The following is an 18,728-nucleotide window of genomic DNA, read 5'->3' on the forward strand; positions in this document are numbered from 1 at the left end:
GCCTTCCCGCTGTCGCCCATCGTCCGCGTTCCACGGTAGACGACACCGGATCACCGCATCGAGGTCGTGATCCAGGTCAATATTTGCCGAGCCGATGTCGCAGATTCGATGCGATTTCCGTATCGGCGTCACAATGACCGATCGATCGTGAGGGAAGACATGGCAGACCTGAGCCGTTCGAGTACCGGGATCTCGTCCTTCGACCTCGCCGACCCTCCCGAGGATCCGCCGGCGGAGTGCACGGACCTGGTGATGTGGGCGACCGCGCGGGAGCTGCTCGCCGACCATGAACCGGTCGACGGTTCGTGCGAGGTCTGCGACACGAAAGACCTGCCGTGTGCGGGGCGCGGCCTCGCCATTCAGGGCCTTCAAACCGCGTGCGGTGTCGACGTGCCGACGGCGGACTTCTGGGTGCATCTGATGCGGGTCAGGGCGGAGAAGGGATCCCGATGAGCTAGCGGGCGCCGCATGCCGTGCGGGGCGGAGCCGTCGAGCTCCGCCCCGCCCGTGTCATCCTGGAGGTGGCGGCATCCGTCAGAAGCACAGGCGGCGTCCAGGTGGATCTCAGAGTTCGGCGTCATGCTGGCGTCGTTCAATAGTGCACCCGGAGACGGAAGGACCAGGTCATGGCCGCTGTCGACTACGACGCCCCCCGCACAGCCCCCACCGAGCCCGAGACCGAGAGCCTGGACCTGCTCCAGGAACGCCGGGAACGCAAGACCGACGATCTCGCCGACACCGACTTCGCCGACGACTACATACTGCCCGGCTTCGATGTCCTCGACGAGGAGCTGTCGACGACCGTCGTGCCCGTGCAGCCCGACGAGTTCCGCTGCGGCGGCTGCTTCCTCGTCCTGCACCGAGGGCTGCACGCGGGCGTACACCGGGGGCAGGACATCTGCCGCGACTGCGCCTGACGCGCGCGGGCGTCGGGACCTCCGACGCCCGCGTTCGTCCAGGGCGGATCCCGGTCCGACCTCGACCGCGCCCAGGTAGCGTGGGGGCATGTGGTGGGGCGTGGCGATCGAGGCGCCGGATCCGGGCGCGCTGGCTCGGTTCTACGCGGAGCTGCTCGGCTGGCCGGTCGTGCACGAGGAGCCGGGCACGGCCGTCGTCGGCGCGCCGCCGGCGGGATCCAGCTTCCTGGTGTTCCAGCTCGCCGAGGGCTACGAGCCGCCGGTGTGGCCGCCGGTCGACGGACGGCAGCGCCCCATGGCACACCTGGATTTCCAGGTCGCCGACCTCGACGGGTCAGCCGCGCGGGCGGTCGCGCTCGGCGCCCGCGAATCGGAGTTCCAGTCGCGGCCGCAGGTCCGGGTCATGCTCGACCCGGCCGGACACCCGTTCTGCCTGTGCCTCGACGACTAGCCTGCTTCAACTTCGGGGCCCGCCGGCCGAGATCATCCCGTGCGGGCCGCACCAGAACAGGCAACGATGCCAGCCTATGCCGTCGCCCGGTGAAGGCCGCGTGTATCGGCCGCTCGTACCCTGGTCCGCACCGCCCGCGCGGGTGCAATGCACGATCAAGAGCCGATGTGGGTACGCCCGGCGAGGAGCGCTGACATGCCGTGGATCGTGATCGTGGTGATCGGCACCGGAATCGTCACAGCACTGTGGACCCTGCGTCGGCGGGCCCTGCTCGTGACGGTCGACGGGCTGAGCATGGAACCGACACTGCTGCACGGTCAGCGGGTGCTCGTGTGGCGTACCCGGCGGAGGTTGGTGCGCGTGGGGCGGTTGGCCGTGCTGGCACCGCCGGAGAGTGCGGCGCGACGGCGGCCGCTGCTGGTGAAGCGGCTGGTGGCGCTGCCGGGCGAGCCGGTGCCCGACGAGTTCGCCGCAGCGCCCGGGCTGCTCGACGGGCGCGTGCCCGCCGACGGGCTCTTCGTCGTCGGGGACAACCGGGCCGGCAGTTCCGACTCCCGCGATCTGGGGCCGTTCCCGCTGGCCGGGCTGGTCGGGGTGGTGTGGTTCCGGGTGGGGGTCGATCCGGCGATCGCACCGGTGCAGCGGCGGGACGCGGACCGCCACGCCGGGTGAGGCGGCCGAGAGCTGACCGCCCCACCGTGACGGTCAGCTGTAGCGTCGTCCGCAGCCGCCCGCCCGCAGGATGTTCCCGTTGCGGCAGTCGTAGTAGAAGCACTTGCCGCCGGCCTCGCAGGACGTGCCGGTCCACTGGATGGTCCAGCCGTTGCAGTTCGGCCACGGGCACGCCGCGCTCGCCTTGGCCTTGGGCACGATGGCGCCGAGCATCCGCTCGCCCAGGTCTGTCACCAACTTGATCATAGAAGTCACCTCCCTCGATCGATCCTGGGCCGAGAGTATGAGCGCGGGGTCCAGCGCCGGTTCACTGTGCATTCACACGGCTACGCAGCTCGGTGGCGCTCGTCAGGAGGTCGGCCCAGGCGTCGCGGTGCGGATCGAAGTGCACCAGGATCCGGGTGATGCGGATCGACTCGTCGAGGTGCTGTCCGGCCCGGTCGTTGTCGCCCCTGGCGAGCAGGGCCTGGCCGAGCTGCAGGTGGCTGATCGTGAGGTTCTCCAGGTGGAACGGCTCGTCGGCGTTGCGGCGGGCGATGTGCTCGCGCAACGCCAACGCCTCCTCGTGCAGTGCCACCGCCTCGTCGGCCTGGCCCTCGGCGAGCCGCAGGTTGCCGACCCCGGTCAGCGAGGTGGCGAGGTCCGACTGCCAGGTGAGGTCCCCCGGGTCCAGCTCCACCGCGGCGCGGGACGCGGCGAGTGCTTGATCGAAGTAGGCCATGGCGTCCGCGTGCTCGCCGATGGCGAGGTTGATGCGGCCGAGCTCCGAGCAGATGGCGGCGATGCCGCTGCGGTGCATCGGACCGGCCGGATCCAGCCGCACGACGCGGTGCATGACCGCCAGGGCGTTGCCGTAGGCCTCCAGGCACCGCTCGATGCCGTCGAGCCGCATCGATCCCCGGTTGAAGTGGGCCTGACCCTGCTGGTAATAGGTCTGGGCGAGGTTGCTGAGCCCGCGGATGTCGTCGGGGCGGTCGTCGACGACGCGGCGGGTGTGTTCGAGCATGGCCGCCAGCTGGTCCTGCGCATCGTCCGGATTGCCCTGCTCCCGCAGCACCGTGGCGAGACGGTGCCGGATGGCGGCCAGCCGCTCGGCGAAGCCGTCGAAGTCGCCGAAGACCTGCCCTTCGCCGGTGAAATACTCCAGGCAGGCCTCCAGGAGCCGCTGCCGGGCCGCGAGCGGCAGCCGCTCCTCGACCGCGCGATCGACATCGGTGCCCATGCGCAGCACGAAGAAGAGCGCATCGAACAGCTCGGCCGGTGCGGCGGCGAGGTGGCGCAGGATCGCCACGACGGCGTCGCCCGGGTGCTCCGCGGAGTGCTCGGCGCCGACGACCCAATCGGCCGTGATCGCGACCGCCGCGACGAGTTCGGCGTCGGAGAGGTCGCCGGCCAGGTGCTCGGCGATCTCGGCCGCGGCGCGGACGCTGATCAGGTGGAACAGCAGCTCCGAGATCCGCAGCGAGTCCTCGGCGGGCAGCGACCTCAGGTGGCGTACGGCAGCGTGATGCAGGTCCATCGCGGTGTCGTCGTCCTGGCGGTAGCGTGCCGTCACCGCGGTCGCCATGAGCTCGTGGGCGAAGGTCCACGTGCCCTCGCCGCGGCGCAGTGTCAGCTGGGACCGGAACGCGCGGCGCAGCCGGGCCACGTCCAGGGCGGTCCACGACTGCCGGCCCAGCTCCGTCAGGATGCCGAGCAGGTCCTGCTCCCGCCAGCCCTGGCGGGCCAGCAGGACGGTCAGGGCGAACTCGGCCACCCGCTCGGCGCCGTGCACGGCCTCCAGGTGCTGGAGGAACGACGTGGCGATCTCGGCCGGGCCGGCCGGGAAGCCCGCGGCCATCCGGTTCAGCTGCTGCCGCACGGTCACCTGCGGATCGACACCCGCCATCGACTCGGCCAGGAACAGGTCCGCGCCCGCCAGGTTCATCAGCTCGGCGGCCATCTGGCACCAGAACGGATTGCCGTGCGAGGCGAGCCCGTCGCCGTCGGCGCTGTCCAGCAGGATCTGGAGCGTCTGCTCCTCGACGGTGCGGTGGTACCGGGCGCAGACACCTCTGATCAGGTCGGCGGCCGCCTGCCGGGTCAGCGGTTGCAGGACGTGGGTGGGGTTGCCCGTACGGGATTCGATGATCTCGACGGGAGTGCTCGGGCGGCCGAAGGCGAGCATCAACGTCCGCGGTCCCAGGCTCGACGGCAGCCAGGCGAGGTAGTCGCCGCGCGGGCCGCCCTCGAAGCCGTCCACGCCGTCGATCAGCAGCACCACCTGCTGCCGCGCCGACACCTCCTGCAGGAGGGAGCCGAACGCGGCGTCGAGCGCATCCGCGGTGACGAGCGCGTCGACGTCCACGCTGCGCCCGGCCACGGTGGCCAGCCGGCGGGTGAACCGGCGCACCATCGTGCTCACGCTGCTCGCGTCCGCGCCCATGCCGGACGAGTGCGCGAGGACCAGCCGGTCCGCGGTGTCCGGCAGGGTCGCCACCAGCTGCGCGAAGAGCGCGCTCTTGCCGGAACCGGGCGGTCCGGTGATCGCGATGGCGCCGTGCTGCCCGGTATCCGCGAGCTCATGGCAGCTGGCGAGCAGGCCTTCCCGCCCGACGAACCCCAGGCTCTGCTGCTCGACGAACGCGTCGAGATCGGCCGCACCCTCCTCGCCGTCCCCGGCGGCCGCCGCCAGGCCGGAGGTCTCGGCATCGATGTGCCGCCACAGCTGCTCGACGGCGTCCGCCGCGAAGCGGTCGAGGTCGTGCCGGGTGTAGGCGAACGTGCTGTCCGGCAGCGCGGCACGGAGATCTCGGCGCAGGCGGCCCGCCTCGCCACCCTCCTCATCGGAGGATCGCAGCAGGAAGACCACCGGGCGGCACCGCCCCCGCGCGGGGTCGAGCGCGGCGGTGATCTCCAGCTCGGTGACGCTCAGCGGCCGGTCCGGCAGCACCAGGCCGTGCTCGCGGGCGACATCCGCCACCAGCTCCCGCGGCGGCGTCCAGCCGTAGCGGTCGCCGATCAGGGCCAGGAAGAACGGCCGGCACCGCTCCACCTCTTCGAGGCAGACCGACAGCACCTGCGTCTGCCGCTCGGACTGCTCGGCCTCCTCGGAGGTCCAGATGCCCCACCGCAGATCGACGATCTCCAGGTGGTGTCGGCGGGCCCGGAGGCGCTCCTCGATCACCGGGAAGACGTGCTCGCGCAGCACGTCCCGCTCGCGGTGCATGTCCTGGAACGTCGAGGAGACGAACACGGAGATCGTCGGCCAGGCCATCAACTGCCTCCTTGGCGTACGGGCACGGTCGGAACGCTTCTCGCTGTGCTTCCTCGGGTCACTGTCGGACACCCGTCGTGGCGGTCCGCCCGACTGATCAATGACGACCACTGCCCGCGCGGCCGTTGAGGGCACCGATTCACCCTTTTGCATCGGCGATCGGCAGTCAAGTCCGAGGCCGTCGCCGGGCACGGGTGCGACCGCCCACCGGCGGCGTGGCAGGCTGTGGGGATGCGTGCACTGGTCCAGACCGTCAGCCATGCCTCGGTGACCGTCGACGACGAGGTCGTCGGCGAGATCAGCGACGGCCTGCTGGTCCTGCTCGGCGTGACCCACACCGACACACCGCAGGTCGCGCAGACGATGGCCCGCAAGGTCCACGAGCTGCGCATCCTCGACGAGGAGCGGTCCGCCGCCGACACCGGTGCGCCGCTGCTGGTGGTCAGCCAGTTCACCCTCTACGGCGACGCCCGCAAGGGCCGCCGGCCGACCTGGACGGCTGCGGCACCCGCCGAGGTGGCCGAGCCGCTCGTGACGGCGTTCGTGGCGGCCCTGCGGGAGCGCGGCGCCGTCGTCGAGACGGGCAGGTTCCGCACTCACATGATCGTGGAGAGCACGAACGTCGGCCCCCGCACCGTCCTCATCGACCTGTGAGGCTCAGAGTTCCCTGACGAAGACGACGGCGTCGATCCGGTCGATCGTGGCGGGGTCGAGGGCGGCGTAGGTGTAGTCGGCCGGTACGCGAGGCGTCAGCCGCCGGTCGAGGGCCGCGGTGAAGCGGGCGGGATCGATGACGGCGCGGTCGTGGGGGAGCGCCGACAGGACCCCTTCGAGGGTCTCCGGTCCGGGGGTGTCGGTGCCTCGGGTGCCGAAGGTGGTGGCGGCGAAGGCGTACCCGTCGCCGAGGCGAGCGCCCATGACGGCGCCCGCGCTCCACCACCGCAGCGGTTGCCCGCCGAAGTGCATCCCGCTCTGGTCGCGCTGCAGGTGGCTGTTGTGGGCGAAGGCGAGGGTGGGACCGCGATCGGCCTCGCGGCGGACGATGGCGTCGAGGTTGTCGGCCATCATCGCTTCGCGCAGGAACATGATCGCGTTGAGGCGGGTGGGCGAGGTGTCGGCGAGACCGGCGTGGTAGCGCAGCAGCCCGGCGGCGGTGCGGGCGTGCAGGTCGGCGCGCCACCGGTCGTCGGCGGAGGTCTCGGCCGCCAGCCGGGGCGCGTGCATGGTCAGCTGCGCGCGCAGGTCGTCGGCGACGAGGCGCAGCTCCCGGGCCTCGGGGGTGCGGCCGACGGACCGCGCGGGGTCCCGCAAGGCCTCCGGGTCGGTCCAGAGCTCGTCGGGGCCGAGCAGGTCGTCGAGGGCCTCGCGGCTCCAGGCCGGGTCGACGTGGGCGGCGAGGTGGTCGTGGAGTGCGGTCAGTGCGGCGCGCGGGCTAGCGGCTCCGGTCATCTCCAGCGGGCCGTCGAAGCCGTCACAGCGGAGCCGATCCTCCGGCGGGCGCTGCTCGTTGACGGCGCGCATCCACCGCAGCAGCTCGCGGTTGGCGGGTGAGGCCGCCAGGCCGTGGCTGAAGCCGCCGCTCATCGCCTCGTCGAGGGTCCCGGTGCCGCCGGCGACGAAGTCATCGGCGACCAGCGCGGCCAGGCAGTCGCTCTCCATGGTGATCGAGCGGTAGCCCTCGTGCTCGACGAGGTGGCGGAAGAGCTCGTTGCGCAGCTCGGGAAAGGCCTCGACGCCGTGGGTGGGCTCGCCGAGGCCGAGCAGGCGGGTGGCGGGGGACAGGAGCGCGGCCAGGGCGCCGCCGGTGAAGGGGCGGGCCGAGTTCTGGATCAGGTCTGTCATTCCGTCAACCCTATCGTTGAACTCCCGGTGTAAACTTCGGCGACGAATCAAGCTGTCGGTGAGGACAAACCTTCAACATGCGGCCCATCGATCTGGCGCGCGGGCACGGCCTGTCCACGCAGGCGGTGCGCAACTACGAGGAGGCGGGCATCCTGCCGCCGGCCGAGCGCTCGCCGCACGGCTACCGCGCCTACGGCCCGCGCCACGCGGCAGCGCTGCGGACGTTCCTGGCGCTGATCCCCGGGCACGGCCACGCCGCCGCGAGCGCGATCATGCGGTCGGTCAACGCCGGTGCGCTCGCGGTGGCGCTGCGGCTGATCGATGAGAGCCACGGGCAGCTCGCCGAGGACCGGCACACGCTGGACGAGGTGGAACGGGCGCTGCGCGACCTGGTGCCGCCGCGCGAGCCGGGGCCGGGTGCGACCTTCATCGGGCCGCTCGCCCGTCGGCTCGGCCTCCGACCGGCGACGCTGCGCACCTGGCAGCGGGCCGGGCTCGTCGTGCCCCGGCGCGATCCGCGCACCGGCTACCGCGTCTACACCGCCGCCGACGTGCGCGACGTGCTGCTCGCCCACCAGCTGCGCCGCGGCGGGCACGGGCTGGCGCAGATCGCCCGGGTGCTGGAGCGGGTGCGGGCCGCAGGCGGACCGGAACCCCTGGAGGCGACCCTGTCGGAGTGGCGGGAGCGGCTCACGGCGCGAGGCCGCGCACTGCTGGCGGGCGCGTCCGCACTCCACACCTATCTGGGTACGCCGTAAGACGCCACCCGATCTCTCTCCCTCTTCAACGTATACCGCACCGGGGGCCTTGCCGCAAGACCCCGGTCGTCCAGCAGAATCGTCTGCGTGAACCACCTGACGACCAGCGTTTTCGACCTTCCCGACCGCCTCTCCGCCAAGGCCGACCCGGCCCTGATCGCCGCCGACGAGCAGCACTTCGCCGCCATCGCGGAGAACCTCGCCCAGCTGACCGCGGAGCTGACCGACCGCCTCGCCGTCGAACGCAGGGCGCCGGGCGGCACCGGCCAGCAGGCACTCGACCGGGATCAGGAGATCCAGCGGTTGAGCGCCCGGCTGCGTACCCTCCGGCGGTTCGGGGTTGATCTGTGCCTGGGCCGGATGGTCGGCGCGGACGGCGCCGAGCCGGTCTATGTCGGACGGCTCGGACTCACCGACGACGCGGGACGGCGGCTGCTGCTCGACTGGCGCTCGCCCGCCGCCGAGCCGTTCTTCGGATCGACCCACGCCAACCCGATGGGTCTGGCGAGCCGCCGCCGATACCGCTGGACCCGCGGCCGGATCACCGACTACTGGGACGAGGTCTTCGCCGCGGACGGGTTCGAGGGGCACGCCGCCCTCGACGACCAGTCGGCCTTCATCGCCAGCCTGGGCGGCAACCGGTCGGCCCGGATGCGCGACGTGCTCGGCACCATCCAGGCCGACCAGGACGCGATCATCCGGGCCGGGTCCGGCGGCGCCCTCGTCGTCGACGGCGGCCCGGGGACGGGGAAGACGGTCGTCGCCCTGCACCGCACCGCCTACCTGCTCTACTCCGACCCGCGCTTCGCCCACCGCCGGGGCGGCGTGCTGTTCGTCGGTCCGCACCAGCCCTACCTGGCCTACGTCGCCGACGTGCTGCCGAGCCTCGGCGAGGAGGGCGTGCAGACCTGCACCGTGCGCGACCTCGTCGCCGAGGGAGCCGCGGCGGTGGTCGAGGCCGACCCGGAGGTGGCCCGGCTGAAGTCGTCGGCGCGGCTGGTGACGGCGGTGGAGGCTGCGGTCCGGTTCTACGAGGAGCCGCCCACCGAGCCGATGACGGTGACGATCGAGGGCGTCGACATCCGGCTCGGCGCCGACGACTGGGCCGAGGCGTTCGAGGCGGCGGAGGCCGGCATCCCGCACAACGAGGCACGCGACCTGATCTGGGAGGAGCTGCTCACGATCCTGCTGGACCGCTATGACGGCGACGACTCGCCCGCCCTGGTCCGCCGGGCGCTGCTGCGCAACCGGGCGCTGCTCACGGCCTTCAACGGCGCGTGGCCGCTGCTCGAAGCGGCCGACATCGTCGGTGACCTCTGGTCGGTCCCCGCCTATCTGCGCCGGTGCGCGCCCTGGCTGAGCGCCGACGAGCGCGGGCGGCTGCGGCGCACGGATGCCACGGCGTGGACCGTCTCCGACCTGCCGCTGCTCGACGCGGCCCGGCAGCGGCTGGGCGATCCGGAGGCGTCCGAGCGGCAGCGGCGGCAGCGGGCCGTCGTCGCCGCCGAGCGCGAGCAGATGAACAAGGTCGTCGACGACATGCTCGCGGCCGAGGACAGCCGGGAGCCGATGGTGAACCTCCGGCGCGACATCCAGGCCGCGATGGTCGACGAGAGCGTGCTGCCCGGCACCGACCCGGACCTGCTCGCCGGGCCGTTCGCGCACATCGTCGTCGACGAGGCCCAGGAGCTGACCGACGCGGAGTGGCAGATGCTGCTGTTGCGCTGCCCGTCGCGGAGCTTCACCATCGTCGGCGACCGTGCCCAGGCCAGGCACGGGTTCACCGAGTCCTGGCAGGAACGGCTGGAGCGGATCGGGCTCGACCGGATCAGTCTCGCCTCGCTGAGCGTCAACTACCGTACGCCGTCGGAGATCATGGCGGCGGCCGAGCCGGTCATCCGGGCCGTGCTCCCGGACGCCAACGTGCCGACCTCGATCCGCAGCAGCGGCGTACCCGTCGGGCACGGCGCCGTCTCGGAGCTCGGCTCCATTCTGGACGGCTGGCTCGCCGCGAACGCCGACGGGATCGCCTGCGTCATCGGCGATCCCGCGTTCCCGGCGACGCCGAGGGTCCGGTCGCTGACGCCGGAACTGTCGAAGGGACTCGAGTTCGACCTGGTCGTCCTCATCGACCCGGAGTCGTTCGGCGAGGGCGTCGAGGGCGCGGTGGACCGCTATGTCGCGATGACCCGGGCGACCCGGCAGCTCGTCATCCTTACCGGAAGGTAAGGCCGGCCTTCCCCGCCGGCCCGGAAACGTCACCTCGCGGCCATGGCCCCGGCCATCGACCAGGCACCATATTGGTCTCGGCGGCCGGTGTCCCGGCTCGATGACGGACGATGAGGGCGAGACGATGAGCGCGATGAGGAAGGTGCGGTTCCTGGCCGCCACGGCGGCGATCGGGCTGGTCCTGACGGGCTGTGCGCTGCGGTCCGGCGGCGGCGGGGCGGGGGATTCCACCCCGTCCGCCGCCCCCGGCGGCTCGGCGCCGGTCGCGGTGACCGAGTTGAAGATCAACAAATCCTACTGGTACGCCGGTTTCAAGGTCACCCTCGGCACGGCGCGGATCGTCGCGTCCTCCGTCAGCGGGAAGGAGGCGGTGACGATCGAGGGGGTGTTCCAGAACCTCAGCCCCGAGCACTCCCGGATGCCGACGACGACCGCCCTGCTCGTCGTGGGCGACCGCACCTACTCCGAAGTGGACCATCCGCTGTCGGAGCTGCCGGAGGTCCCGGCGCAGCGCAGCCAGCCCGGCAGCTACGCCTTCGAGGTCGACGAGCACTTCGTCCTCGCCGACGCGGTGCTCGTCGTCGGCAAGCCCTCCGACCGGCAGGCGACGATCCCCTTCACCGGCCCGGCCGGGCTCGTCGCGCTGGAGCCGAGGCCGGTGCCGGTCACCGGCAAGGTCCTGCGGGAGAAGACGGGCAGCGTCTTCATGACCGTCTCGGCGGTGGAGGTGCGCTCCGACGAACCGCTCCTGCACGGCGAGGCGCCGACCGGCCAGGAGTTCCTGCGGCTGGCCTTCTCCGCGACCAACAACACCGACGCCGGGTTCGCCTGGGTCTTCGACCGCGACCTGCACCTGATCCTGCCCGACGGCACCTCGATCGGCACCGCCGACAACTGCAGCCGGGCCCAGATCTATCCCGCACCGCACGCCACGGCCACCGGCGGGCTCGCCTGCTTCCTCGTACCCGCCCCGGCGAACGGCGTCTACCAGCTCACCTGGAACCTGTTCCAGAAGGGAGCGCTGCGCGTCCCGGTGGAGTGACGAAAGTAGAATGCCCCCGATGACGCTGGACGCCGGTGACGGAACGCAGGGGACCGGTGCTCCGGCGCCGGTCCTGCACCCCGGCGACCCCCGGCGGGTGGGCGGGGTGCGGCTGCTCGGGCGGCTCGGCGAGGGCGGCATGGGCGTCGTGTTCCTCGGCCGGGCGGAGAGCGGACGCCTGGTGGCCGTCAAGGTCATCCGGGCGGACTACGCGCGCGACAGCCGCTTCCGGGCCCGTTTCGCCGCCGAGGCCGCCGCCGCCCGGCGGGTCGCGCGCTTCTGCACGGCGCAGGTCCTCGACGCCGGGCAGGACGGCGACCTCGCCTACCTCGTCACCGAGTTCATCGAGGGTCCGACGCTCACCGCCGCACTGAGCCAGGACGGCCCGATGCGCGGCTCCACACTGGAGAGTCTCGCCATCGGCATCGCCGCCGCGCTCAACGGCATCCATGCTGCGGGCGTCGTCCACCGCGACCTCAAGCCGAGCAACGTCCTGCTGTCGCGGGTCGGCCCCAAGGTCATCGACTTCGGCATCGCCCGCGCGCTGGACGCGCTGGAGGGGCTCACCGAGTCCGGCGACATCGTCGGCACACCGGCGTACATGGCGCCCGAGCAGTTCCGCGGCACGGCCACGACCGCCACCGACATCTTCAGCTGGGGCGCGGTCATCACCTTCGCCGCGACCGGCCGCCCGCCGTTCCGGACCGGTACGCCCTACGAGCTGATGAACCGCGTCCTGTCCGAACCACCGGACCTCGGCGGCCTGGAGGGCCCGCTGCGCGGCCTCGTCGCCGGCGCCCTCGACAAGGACCCCGACCGGCGCCCGACCGCGCGAGCGCTGCTCCTCGCGCTGGTCGGCGACACCGCGGACCCGATCGACGCGACATCGCGGATCCTCTCGACACAGTGGACACCGCCACCCGTGGCCGCCACCCGGCTCGATGTCGCGCCGACGCGACTCGACGACGGCGCCGCGGCCGGACCGCTCCGCGGCCAGGGTCGGTCCGGAGCGCGCATGACACCAACTCTTCAAGAGTTGCGGCGGTCGTGGCAGCGGCGCCGCCCGGACGTGGCGGACCGGGCACCGGCGCGGCGATCGTGGCAGCGGGTCCTGGTGCCGGCGGTCGCGGTGGTGCTGGCCGTCGCGGCGGTGGTGCTCTGGGGATCGCTGCGCGACCGCACCGACGACCGGGGCACCCCCGGCGGCGACGCGTCGGCTTCCGCCTCGGCCGGACCGGGCGCTTCGGCACCGGGCGGCCCGTCGGCCTCCGGACCGGTCGGATCGGTGCCGCCGTCGACGGGATCGGGCACGGTCGGCGCCGCCGCGCCGATCGCGATCGGGGTACGCGTTCCGCAGCGGGGCGCCATCTCCCTCGGCGTCGGCGAGGTACGCCGCTACCGCCTGCACCTCGATGCCGAGCGCAAGGTCTACGTGACCGGCGATGTCTGCTCCGACCTCGTGCCGTGGCGGCTGTCCTACCCGGACGGCCGGCCGATCGGCTCCAACACCCTCGGCTGCCGCCAGTCCGGCCCCTACGCCCTGCCCGCCGGCGACTACGACCTGTTCGTCGGCGGCCCCGGCGTCGACGGCAAGTACGCCCTGACGATCGTGGACCGGTGAGCGGCATGGCAGCCTACCTGGAGATGTGGGGAACCACCGGCGCGTCGATGATCCCGCTCGACGGCGACCGGTTCACCCTCGGCAGCGCCGACTCCAACGACCTCGCCGTCCCCGCCGACCGCCGCCTGTCGCGGCTGCACGCGGTGCTGGAGCGCTACCCGGCCGGCTGGTGCGTCCGCGACCTGGGCTCCCGCAACGGGACCTTCGTCAACGGCCAGCGCATCTGGCGGGAGCACGTCCTCGCCGACGGTGACGAGATCCGCGCCGGACAGTCCCGGTTCGTGCTGCGGTCCGGCCGCGTGCCCGCCGGGCAGGTCACCGAGGCCGGTGCACCGGCGCCGGAGCTCACCGGCCGGGAACGCGACGTTCTCGTCCAGCTCTGCCGGCCGCTGCTGGCGGGCGCCATCTTCACCGAACCCGCGTCCAGCCGGGAGATCGCCGCCGCCCTCGTCGTCACCGAGGCGGCGGTCAAGCAGCACCTGCTGCGGCTCTACGAGAAGTTCGGGATCGGCGACGACGGCGAGAAGCGACGTGTCCGCCTCGCCAACGAGGCGATGGCCCGCAACGCCATCACCCGCGCCGACCTCGCCTAGTCGACGGGCCGGTCCCGGCCTAGGCGCCCTCGACGAGGCGGTTCTCCCAGGCCCAGGCGGCGATCTCCACCCGGTTGCGCAGCCCGAGCTTGGCCTGGATGCCCGCGACGTGGCTCTTGACCGTACTCAGGGAGATGAACAGCTCCGCACCGATCTCCTGGTTGGTGCGGCCCCTGGCGATGGCCCGGACGACCTCGAGCTCCCGGTTGGTCAGGGGCTGCACGAGCTTGCCGCTCGGCGGCGCGCCCGTCGCCGTCAGCAGCCGCAGCAACCGGGTGGTGACCGAGGGGGAGACCAGCGCGTCTCCGCTGTGCGCGGCGCGGACCGCCTCCACCAGCAGCGCCGGTCCGGCGTCCTTCAGGATGAAACCCACCGCGCCGCCGCGCAGCGCGCCGTAGACATACTCGTCCAGGTCGAACGTGGTGACGACGATGACCCGCAGCGGGGTGGGCACGCCCGGTCCGGCGAGCGCGCGGGTGACCTCGATGCCGTCCAGGCGCGGCATCCGGATGTCGACGAGGCAGACGTCCGGGCGCAGCCGCCGGGCCTCGGCGATCGCCTCGACACCGTCGGACGCCTCGGCGACCACGGTGATGTCGGGCTGGTCCTCCAGGATGAGCTTGAGCCCGCCGCGAACCATCGCCTGGTCGTCGGCGAGCAGCACTCGGATGGTCATCGCGGGCTCCGATCGGCGGCGGGCAGGGTGGCGACCACGGACCAGCCCGCGCCGGGCCGGGGGCCGACCGTCAGCGTGCCGCCGAGCGCCTGGACCCGTTCCCGCATCCCGGCGAGGCCGTATCCACTGCGGAGTGCGGGCCGGCCCCGGGTCGGCGGGGCGTCGTCGGAGACCTCGACGGTGAGCACGGCCGGATCCTGGTCGACCGCGACGGTCACCGAGCGGGCGCCGGGCGCGTGCTGGGAGATGTTGGTCAGGGCCTCCTGGACGATCCGGTAGACCGTGCTCGCCACCTCCGGCGGCCACCACCCGGTGTCGTCGGGCAGCCGCAGGCGGGCCGTCGGGCCGTGCTCGTTGAAGCGCTGGACCAGCGTGCTGAGCTGCTCGGCTCCGTGGGAGGGCTCGCGGGAGGCCGGTGCCGCGTCCTCGGAGTCGCGGAGCAGGCCGACGACCCGGCGCATCGCGGCGAGCGCGTCGGCACCGGCCTGCTCGATCCCGGCGAGGGGTTCGGCGAGCCGGCCCGGGTCCTTCCGGGCGAGCAGTCGGGCGGCCTGCGCCTGGAGCACGATGCCGGTGATGTGGTGGGCGACGACGTCGTGCAGCTCCCGGGCCAGCTCCAGGCGCTCGTCGCGGCGTATCTGCTCGGCGGTGCTCCGGCGGCGCCCGTCGAGCAGGCGCAGGGCCGCACCGCCCGCGCAGGCGGCGAGCCACGCCATCGCGTTCAGCACCGTGACGGTGCTGGGCGCGGGGGAGAACGGCTGGTCGGCGAGCCAGCAGCCGAGCACCACCGCGAACCCGCCGGCCGTGACTGCCGCCGCCGACCGCACCGGCAGCGTCCGGATCGCCGAGCCGACGAGCACCGCCAGGGCCAGGGCGGTGACCGGGCCGGGCTCCTGCGGGAACCCGGCCCGGGCGGAGACCGCGATGGCGACCGCGGCGACGGCGAGCCCGGTCACCGCCGTGGCGGCCCGGTGCCGCCGACGGCACAGCGCCAGCGCGGACACCACGGCGCCCGCGGCGCAGTCGAGCTGCCAGTAGCCGCCGCCCCAGGTCGCCCTGATCGCGCCCGCGGTGACGACGAGCCCGGCGACGAAAACCACGGCGAGCCCGACGTCGATCGCGAGCGCTGCCTGCCGATCCCGGATGTTCACAGCGTTCAGGCTACGAGTGCGGCGCGGTGGCGGCGGGCCCGGCGGCGTCGAGCGTCCGCAGCACCGCCCCGAGCGGCACGGCGCCGAGCCAGGCCGCGGTGCTGAGCGCGGCCATGGGCGAGAACCCGCCGGTGATCCAGCAGCCGACGACGACCGCGAGACCGCCCGCCGCGACGGACGCAGCCTGCGGCAGCGGCAGGCGCCGGACCGCCGCACCCACCAGGACCGCCAGCGCCAGGGCCGTGACCGGTCCCGGCTCCTGCGGCAGGTCGAAGAGTTCGGCGACGGTGATGCCCGCCACCGCGCCGAGGACGCCCGCCCACGCCGGCCACCACGGGTGGAACCCGCGAGCCAGGGCGAGCAGCGAGACGGCCAGCCCCAGGGCGAGGTCGAACACCCAGTACCCGCCGCCCCAGCTGTCACCCAGCCGGCATGCCGTGAACGCCAGTCCCGCGGCGCACACCACCGCCAGCGCCACGTTGAACACGTTTCCCACCAGCCGATCCGTATGTGTCATGCCGCCCAGGCTAGGAAAGGCGGCCGCGCGGCGTACCGGCCGAAAGTAGGGGTCGCCGACCGTGGCCGCCGTTCCTTGGACCGATGTCCACGGGCACGCCGCGTTCGCAGGATGTGGCCATGCCTCAGACAACGGACCATCCGGTGCTGCACGCCGAGGGTCTCACCAAGCGATACGGCCGCCGCGCCGCACTGACCGACTGCGATCTGCACATCCCGCAGGGCCGGGTGATCGGGCTCGTCGGCCCGAACGGCGCGGGCAAGTCGACCCTGCTCCAGCTCGCCACCGGGCTGATCGAGCCGACCTCGGGCACGCTGCGCGTACTCGGATCCAGCCCGGCGGCGAACGCGGCGCACCTGGCCAGAGTGGGTTTCGTCGCGCAGGACACCCCGGTCTACGCGTCGTTCTCGGTCGCCGACCACCTGCGGATGGGGGCCAGGCTCAACCCGTCCTGGGATCCGGCCCTGGCCCAGCGGCGCATCCGGCAGGTCGGGCTGGACCCCCGCCAGCAGGCCGGGCGGCTCTCCGGCGGTCAGCGCGCGCAGCTGGCGCTGACCATCGCCGCCGCCAAACGCCCCGAACTGCTGATCTTCGACGAGCCCGCGGCGGCCCTCGACCCGCTGGCCCGCGACGGCTTCCTGCAGAGCCTGCTGGAGTTCGTCACCGAGCTCGGCGCCAGCGCGCTGCTCTCCTCGCACCTGCTCGGCGACGTCGAACGGGTCTGCGACCACCTCATCGTGCTCGCCGACTCCCGCGTCGAGCTCGCGGGCGAGGTCAGCGAGCTGCTCGCCGCCCACCGCCGGGTGATCGCCCCGCGCGGCGACCTCGACCGGCGCCCGGCCGGCATCGACGTGATCGCGGTGGAGCACACCCACACCCAGAGCCGAGCGGTGGTACGCCTCGACCGCCCGCACCCGGACCTGCCCTGGACCGTCGAGCCGATCGGCCTCGAGGAGCTGGTCCTCGGCTACCTGACCCGCGCGGCAGCGGGGGAGGGGTCGCGATGATCTGGATCAGCTGGCGGCAGTTCCGCGCCCAGGCCCTCGTCGGGGTCATCGCCCTGGCCCTGCTCGCCGCCTACCTCGTCGCCACCGGCCTGGAGATCCGCGACTCCCACGACGCATACCTCGCCCGGTGCCACGGCAGCGGCGACTGCGCCGACGCGATGAGCCGGTTCCTCGACGACTACCGCACCAGGTTGCTGTTCCTCGCCGCCCTGCTCGCTCTCGTCCCGGCCCTGCTCGGCATGTTCTGGGGAGCGCCGCTCGTCGCGCGGGAGTTCGAGTCCGGCACCCACCGGCTGGTCTGGAACCAGAGCGTCACCCGCACCCGCTGGCTCGCCGTGAAGCTGCTGTTCGTCGGCCTCGCCGCGATGGCGGTGTCCGGCCTCGCCAGCGCCGCGCTGACCTGGGCGGCGAGCCCGTTCGACGAGGTGGCGGGCGATCGCTTCGGCACCGTCGTCTTCGGCGCCCGCAACATCACCCCCATCGCGTACGCCGCCGCGGCGCTCGCGCTCGGAGCCGTCGTCGGGCAGCTCGTCCGGCGTACCGTCGTGGCGATGGCGGTGACGATGCTCGCCTTCGTCATCCTCCAGTTCGCGGTGCCGAACCTGGTCCGCCCGCACCTGATGGCGCCCGGGCACACCGCGCTGCCGATGACCGCCGAGGCGTTCAACCAGGCGCAGGGCCTCGGCAGCCTGGGCAACGCGCCGGTCGTGAGAGGACTGTCCATTCCGGACTCCTGGATCACGGAGACGAGCGAGCTGCTCACGTCGGACGGCCGACCGCTCGACGCCGAGGTGTTCGACGACTGCCTGATGCGTGCGCCGAAGACCGGGGCGACCGGCCGGTACGGCGACACCGCACCCTGCCTCGCCGCCCACGACCTGCACGTCGACATCGCCTACCAGCCCAACGACCGCTACTGGGCCTTCCAGTGGATCGAGACGGCGATCTACGCCGGGTTGAGCGGGCTGCTCGCGGGATTCGCCCTCTGGCGTATCCGCCGCCAGGTGTCCTGACCTGGCGCGGCCCGGCCTTCTCGCAGGCGACCGCGGCCCGGGACCGCCTGGGGGCCGCGGTCGCGACGGTCGGGAGCGCGGCTAGTGCGCCTGGTCCGGGAGCCGGTCGGTGCCGGGCTCGGCGGCCTCGGACGTGGCGGCGAGCGATCCCAGCAGGGCCAGGGACCGAGCGCTCTCCGATCCCGCCTCGGCGTGGTAGACGACGAGGAGCTGGCCGCCCGAGTCGCCGATGGTCAGCTTCTCGCGGCGCAGCTCCAGCGGCCCGACCTGGGGGTGCCGCATCCGGACCGGTGCGCCGGCGAGGGCCTTGACGTCGTGGCGGGCCCACAGCTGCCGGAACGGCTCGCTCGCCAGCGACAGCTCGCCGACGAGCTTCGCGATCCGCGGGTCGTCGACACCGGCGCCGATCGAGGTGCGGAACGCGGCGACCATCCCGCCGACCGCCTGCTCCCAGTCGGGGTAGAGGTCCTGCTCGTCGGGGTCGAGGAACACCGACCGCAGGCGGTTGCGTCCCGGCCGGATGCCGGGGGAGAGCGCGGTCGCGAGGCGGTTCGCGGCGAGGACGTCGAACATCCGGCTCTCCACGAACGCCGGCAGGCCGAGCGCGTCGAGCAGCTGCCGGATGCCCGTCGGCACGACCTCGCGGCGGGGCCGTTTCGGCGGGGCCGGGCCGCCCGCGGAGAGGCTCATCAGGTAGTCCCGGGCGGTGGCGTCGAGCCCGAACACCCGGGCCAGGGCGTCGAGGACCTGCGGCGACGGGTTGCGGTCGCGGCCCTGCTCCAGACGCAGGTAGTAGTCGACGCTCACGCCCGCGAGCGTGGCGACCTCCTCGCGGCGCAGGCCCGGAGTCCGGCGTACGCCGGTGACGCGCAGCCCGGCGTCGGCGGGAGTCACGAGCCCGCGCCGCGCCCGCAGGTAGTCGCCCAGCACGTTCGACCCGGTCACCGCCTTATCCTAGGCAGGCGCAGGCCCCCGGATCATGG

General features: G+C 73.1%; 19 protein-coding genes. 12 read left to right on the forward strand and 7 right to left on the reverse strand.

Annotation, left to right across the window (positions count from 1 at the left end; genetic code table 11):
* Positions 1 to 66: 66 nt before the first annotated feature.
* The 4 genes from F4553_RS34970 to F4553_RS34985 all read left to right on the forward strand — a co-directional run bounded on the left by F4553_RS34970 (position 67) and on the right by F4553_RS34985 (position 2,040).
* On the forward strand, positions 67 to 453 hold the full coding sequence (locus tag F4553_RS34970; protein ID WP_184845144.1) for a hypothetical protein: 387 nt from the start codon (positions 67 to 69) through the stop codon (positions 451 to 453).
* Between the two features lie 173 nt (positions 454 to 626).
* Positions 627 to 917 carry a DUF4193 family protein gene (locus F4553_RS34975; protein ID WP_184845146.1) on the forward strand — a complete coding sequence of 97 codons (291 nt, stop codon included), beginning with the start codon at positions 627 to 629 and terminating at the stop codon, positions 915 to 917.
* 88 nt (positions 918 to 1,005) lie between these two features.
* Complete coding sequence (locus tag F4553_RS34980) at positions 1,006 to 1,368, forward strand: VOC family protein (RefSeq protein ID WP_184845149.1); 363 nt, start codon at positions 1,006 to 1,008, stop codon at positions 1,366 to 1,368.
* 195 nt (positions 1,369 to 1,563) lie between these two features.
* The gene (locus tag F4553_RS34985; RefSeq protein ID WP_184845152.1) at positions 1,564 to 2,040 is read left to right on the forward strand and encodes a S26 family signal peptidase; all 477 of its coding nucleotides are present in this window, start codon (positions 1,564 to 1,566) and stop codon (positions 2,038 to 2,040) included.
* Between the two features lie 33 nt (positions 2,041 to 2,073).
* Here the strand turns inward: F4553_RS34985 and F4553_RS34990 are convergent, their stop codons facing one another.
* Both F4553_RS34990 and F4553_RS34995 read right to left on the reverse strand, forming a co-directional pair.
* On the reverse strand, positions 2,074 to 2,274 hold the full coding sequence (locus F4553_RS34990) for a hypothetical protein (RefSeq protein WP_184845155.1): 201 nt from the start codon (positions 2,272 to 2,274) through the stop codon (positions 2,074 to 2,076).
* Positions 2,275 to 2,347: 73 nt separating this feature from the next.
* On the reverse strand, positions 2,348 to 5,296 hold the full coding sequence (locus tag F4553_RS34995; protein ID WP_184845158.1) for a tetratricopeptide repeat protein: 2,949 nt from the start codon (positions 5,294 to 5,296) through the stop codon (positions 2,348 to 2,350).
* Positions 5,297 to 5,527: 231 nt separating this feature from the next.
* Between F4553_RS34995 and dtd the strand changes: the two genes are divergently transcribed.
* On the forward strand, positions 5,528 to 5,950 hold the full coding sequence (gene dtd / locus F4553_RS35000; RefSeq protein WP_184845159.1) for a D-aminoacyl-tRNA deacylase: 423 nt from the start codon (positions 5,528 to 5,530) through the stop codon (positions 5,948 to 5,950).
* Between the two features lie 3 nt (positions 5,951 to 5,953).
* Here dtd and F4553_RS35005 read toward each other — a convergent pair whose 3' ends face one another.
* Positions 5,954 to 7,138 carry an erythromycin esterase family protein gene (locus F4553_RS35005; protein WP_184845161.1) on the reverse strand — a complete coding sequence of 395 codons (1,185 nt, stop codon included), beginning with the start codon at positions 7,136 to 7,138 and terminating at the stop codon, positions 5,954 to 5,956.
* Between the two features lie 77 nt (positions 7,139 to 7,215).
* Between F4553_RS35005 and F4553_RS35010 the strand changes: the two genes are divergently transcribed.
* From F4553_RS35010 to F4553_RS35030, 5 genes are all read left to right on the forward strand, one after another.
* Positions 7,216 to 7,896 carry a TioE family transcriptional regulator gene (locus F4553_RS35010; protein ID WP_184845163.1) on the forward strand — a complete coding sequence of 227 codons (681 nt, stop codon included), beginning with the start codon at positions 7,216 to 7,218 and terminating at the stop codon, positions 7,894 to 7,896.
* 96 nt (positions 7,897 to 7,992) lie between these two features.
* Complete coding sequence (gene helR, locus F4553_RS35015) at positions 7,993 to 10,125, forward strand: RNA polymerase recycling motor ATPase HelR (protein ID WP_221470874.1); 2,133 nt, start codon at positions 7,993 to 7,995, stop codon at positions 10,123 to 10,125.
* A gap of 100 nt (positions 10,126 to 10,225) precedes the next feature.
* Positions 10,226 to 11,167: a hypothetical protein gene (locus F4553_RS35020; protein WP_184845167.1), complete on the forward strand. Its 942-nt coding sequence runs from the start codon at positions 10,226 to 10,228 to the stop codon at positions 11,165 to 11,167.
* 19 nt (positions 11,168 to 11,186) lie between these two features.
* The gene (locus F4553_RS35025; RefSeq protein ID WP_184845169.1) at positions 11,187 to 12,788 is read left to right on the forward strand and encodes a serine/threonine-protein kinase; all 1,602 of its coding nucleotides are present in this window, start codon (positions 11,187 to 11,189) and stop codon (positions 12,786 to 12,788) included.
* Between the two features lie 5 nt (positions 12,789 to 12,793).
* Positions 12,794 to 13,381, forward strand: a complete 588-nt coding sequence (locus tag F4553_RS35030; RefSeq protein ID WP_184847314.1) for an FHA domain-containing protein — start codon at positions 12,794 to 12,796, stop codon at positions 13,379 to 13,381.
* 19 nt (positions 13,382 to 13,400) lie between these two features.
* Here the strand turns inward: F4553_RS35030 and F4553_RS35035 are convergent, their stop codons facing one another.
* The 3 genes from F4553_RS35035 to F4553_RS35045 are packed head-to-tail and all read right to left on the reverse strand — an operon-like array spanning position 13,401 to position 15,725.
* A complete protein-coding gene (locus tag F4553_RS35035) occupies positions 13,401 to 14,057 on the reverse strand; it encodes a response regulator (protein ID WP_184845171.1) in 657 nt (218 codons plus the stop codon).
* Positions 14,054 to 15,208 (reverse strand): sensor histidine kinase, encoded by a 1,155-nt coding sequence (locus F4553_RS42665; protein WP_312875507.1) that lies wholly within the window; start codon positions 15,206 to 15,208, stop codon positions 14,054 to 14,056. Before F4553_RS42665 ends, F4553_RS35035 begins: the two co-directional genes overlap by 4 nt.
* A gap of 10 nt (positions 15,209 to 15,218) precedes the next feature.
* The gene (locus tag F4553_RS35045) at positions 15,219 to 15,725 is read right to left on the reverse strand and encodes a metal transporter (RefSeq protein ID WP_184845173.1); all 507 of its coding nucleotides are present in this window, start codon (positions 15,723 to 15,725) and stop codon (positions 15,219 to 15,221) included.
* 119 nt (positions 15,726 to 15,844) lie between these two features.
* Between F4553_RS35045 and F4553_RS35050 the strand changes: the two genes are divergently transcribed.
* Positions 15,845 to 16,732, forward strand: a complete 888-nt coding sequence (locus F4553_RS35050; RefSeq protein ID WP_184845175.1) for an ABC transporter ATP-binding protein — start codon at positions 15,845 to 15,847, stop codon at positions 16,730 to 16,732.
* Entirely contained in the window at positions 16,729 to 17,745 is a 1,017-nt protein-coding gene (locus tag F4553_RS35055; protein WP_184845177.1) for an ABC-2 membrane transporter-related protein, read from the forward strand. The genes F4553_RS35050 and F4553_RS35055 overlap by 4 nt, the downstream gene beginning before the upstream one ends.
* A gap of 81 nt (positions 17,746 to 17,826) precedes the next feature.
* Here F4553_RS35055 and F4553_RS35060 read toward each other — a convergent pair whose 3' ends face one another.
* On the reverse strand, positions 17,827 to 18,690 hold the full coding sequence (locus F4553_RS35060; RefSeq protein WP_184845179.1) for a helix-turn-helix domain-containing protein: 864 nt from the start codon (positions 18,688 to 18,690) through the stop codon (positions 17,827 to 17,829).
* Between the last annotated feature and the right edge of the window lie 38 nt (positions 18,691 to 18,728).

The organism is Allocatelliglobosispora scoriae (genome assembly GCF_014204945.1).
Taxonomy (GTDB): Bacteria; Actinomycetota; Actinomycetes; order Mycobacteriales; family Micromonosporaceae; genus Allocatelliglobosispora; species Allocatelliglobosispora scoriae.